The following is a 1,863-nucleotide window of genomic DNA, read 5'->3' on the forward strand; positions in this document are numbered from 1 at the left end:
CCAGGCTTGCCGGATCAACTTGGTCTGCCGAGCATCTTCCTGGGCGCGCTGGCTCAGAGGGGTCTTCTGCCAGGCATAGAAGCCGCTGGGCTGGATGCGCAGGCACCGGCACATCGACCGAACCCGGAACTGGTCACGATACTCGGCAACGAACGCGTATCTCACTTTGCATCCCTGGCGAAATACGCGGTGGCTTTCCTAAGAAACAGCCATCTGGTGCTCTTCTGGCAATTCCTGCAGCGCGAAGCCGAATGCCTTGGCGCGCCGTTGCAGATTGCCGATCACGCGGCTGCGATAGCGCTCTTCGTACTGTGCCGCACCGGGGTCATGGTATGCCATGCCGTGCCGCAAAGCGTTGTAAAACAGCACGGCAAGTTTGCGTGCAGTGGCGGTGACGGCCTTGGCCTTTCCGGCCCGCGCAGACAGCCGGCGGTAAAATGCACCCAGCGCCGTATCGGTCCGGCCAATCGTGGTTGCCGCAAGGCGCAGCAGTGCCGCGGCCCGGCTCGAAGATCGCCGCGTTTTCGATGACAGCAACTTCCCACCCGAAATCTTGTTGCCAGGCGCCAGGCACAGCCATGATGTGAAGTGCTTTGAACTTGGCCATGCAGCAAGGTCAGTGCCACATTCCCCGACCAGCTTGAGGGCCAGCGACGGCCCGATGCCGTGGATCTGTGTCAGGTCCACGCCCAGCACGCGATACAGCGCCGAACGAACCTCAAAGTCCGGCGTATTCACTTGTCTGGTCTTGGTTCGAACTTTGGGCAGGCGCGCCGTGTCGTGCGCATTGTCGCCTTCGAGATCCCTGAGTGCGTTCTCCAGCTTGCGGTCGCATTCGATGATCTTGGTCTGATAAAAGTCAAACAACGCAAGTGATTGGCACAGGGCAAAAATGTGTTCATCGCGCCAGTTGCCGGTCAGCGCGGAACAGATCGTCGCGACGCTGGAATGGCAGCGGACGTCCCGCATCTCAGCCAGTACAGCCGGATTGCGTTCGCCGGCCACTATGGCCCTGATGATCCGCATGCCAGTGGCGCCAGTGATGTCGGAGACAACGTGATGGAGTTGCACGTTCATCTCCATCAGCGCCTTTTGCATATGCTGGATATGCGATGCTGAATATTCGATCAGTCGCTCGCGCTGCCGCATGTAGGCGCGCAATGTGGCGACCCCGGCCTTCGGTCGGAAACTTCCGCGCAAGAGGCCATAGCTGTGCAGGCGCTGAAGCCATGCGGCATCGTTCACATCGGTTTTGCGCCCAGGGACATTCTTGGCATAGCGCGCATTGACGAGGATGACCTGGAAGCCGTGTTCTTCCAGCACCTCGAAGGCGGGGATCCAATAGACGCCGGTGGATTCCATCGCCACGCTTGTCACGCCACATGCTTTGAACCAGCGCGCCATATCGTGCAAATCGCCGGTGAACGTGCCGAATGCGCGCACAGGCCGATCGTCAGCATCGGAATTGACCGCCGCCATGTGCATGGTCGAACCAATGTCGATGGCTGCCGCGCCTGGCACAACCATCGGCATATCGCCGAGCTTAGCGGATTTTGATCTACTCATTCCACATCTCCTCCAGAATGGGAGGGTATGGGCGATGCAAAACGTCATTTTCCTAACCGGGGTCGCCGCGATACGGCGCCACCACTCTCAAGTGCGCAACTGCCCACGGGCCACGTTTTTTAACGGGGTATCATGCCACCAATAAGCGATCGGCCGCGACCCTCCTGCCGCCTCCATACCACGACCCGTTTCTACCGCGCACAGGCGGGCCAAACCCGCGACCGTTTTTTAGGATATCGCGCTCCTCGGTCACCCGGGCCAGCTCGCGCTTCAACTGGCGGATCTCGGCATCCTTGC

Annotated in this window: 1 protein-coding gene and 1 pseudogene; both read right to left on the reverse strand. The window is 60.1% G+C overall.

All coding sequences use genetic code 11. The features are described from left to right. Positions 1–198 (reverse strand): annotated as a pseudogene (locus tag Y88_RS19055) (IS3 family transposase); the annotation flags it as partial. Continuing rightward, positions 199–1,566, reverse strand: coding sequence for an IS110 family RNA-guided transposase (locus Y88_RS18720; RefSeq protein ID WP_026167103.1), 1,368 nt, complete (start codon positions 1,564–1,566; stop codon positions 199–201). It abuts the pseudogene before it with no gap. Positions 1,567–1,863: the final 297 nt, after the last annotated feature.

Origin of the sequence: Novosphingobium nitrogenifigens DSM 19370 (genome assembly GCF_000192575.1) — a bacterium.
GTDB classification, from domain to species: Bacteria; Pseudomonadota; Alphaproteobacteria; order Sphingomonadales; family Sphingomonadaceae; genus Novosphingobium; species Novosphingobium nitrogenifigens.

Bases quoted from the DNA above. Each gene is read 5' to 3' on its own strand.
- Y88_RS18720 (WP_026167103.1), bottom strand. From the start codon at position 1,566: ATGAGTAGATCAAAATCCGCTAAGCTCGGCGATATGCCGATGGTTGTG.